The organism is Acinetobacter sp. UBA3025 (assembly GCF_002367915.1).
In the GTDB taxonomy this organism is placed as follows: Bacteria; Pseudomonadota; Gammaproteobacteria; order Pseudomonadales; family Moraxellaceae; genus Acinetobacter.
In genome coordinates, this window is sequence record NZ_DFDO01000113.1 from 5,089 (window position 1) to 5,433 (window position 345).

General features: G+C 42.3%; 1 pseudogene. It reads left to right on the forward strand.

What is annotated here, in order from left to right:
- Positions 1–345, forward strand: a pseudogene (locus B4J23_RS04850) (hypothetical protein); the annotation flags it as partial.

Here is a 345-nt window from a genome sequence, read left to right on the forward strand (position 1 = left end):
ATTTAATCGCTGGCGCATGATTCATGGTGGTGTACGCGACACCATTGGTTTGATTATTAAAGAACTGCCAAACTCCAGTAAATTTAGCGCCGCAGACACCCTTAAAGCCTGTCTGGCATATCAGGAAGCAGATCCAAAAGAGTTTAATGAGAGTTTAAAAAGCTTACCTGTTTATACGATTGCTCAAGATAGTTTGACCATGACTCAGGTACAGCGCAGAACACTGTCTGTGTTCCAGCCTGGTTATCGTCATGATGCAATGGTCACCTTCCCAACCACCAACAAATACTGTATTTATGACTCCAAATTAAATATTGAGGATGAAGTGAATGCACCGATCCCAAC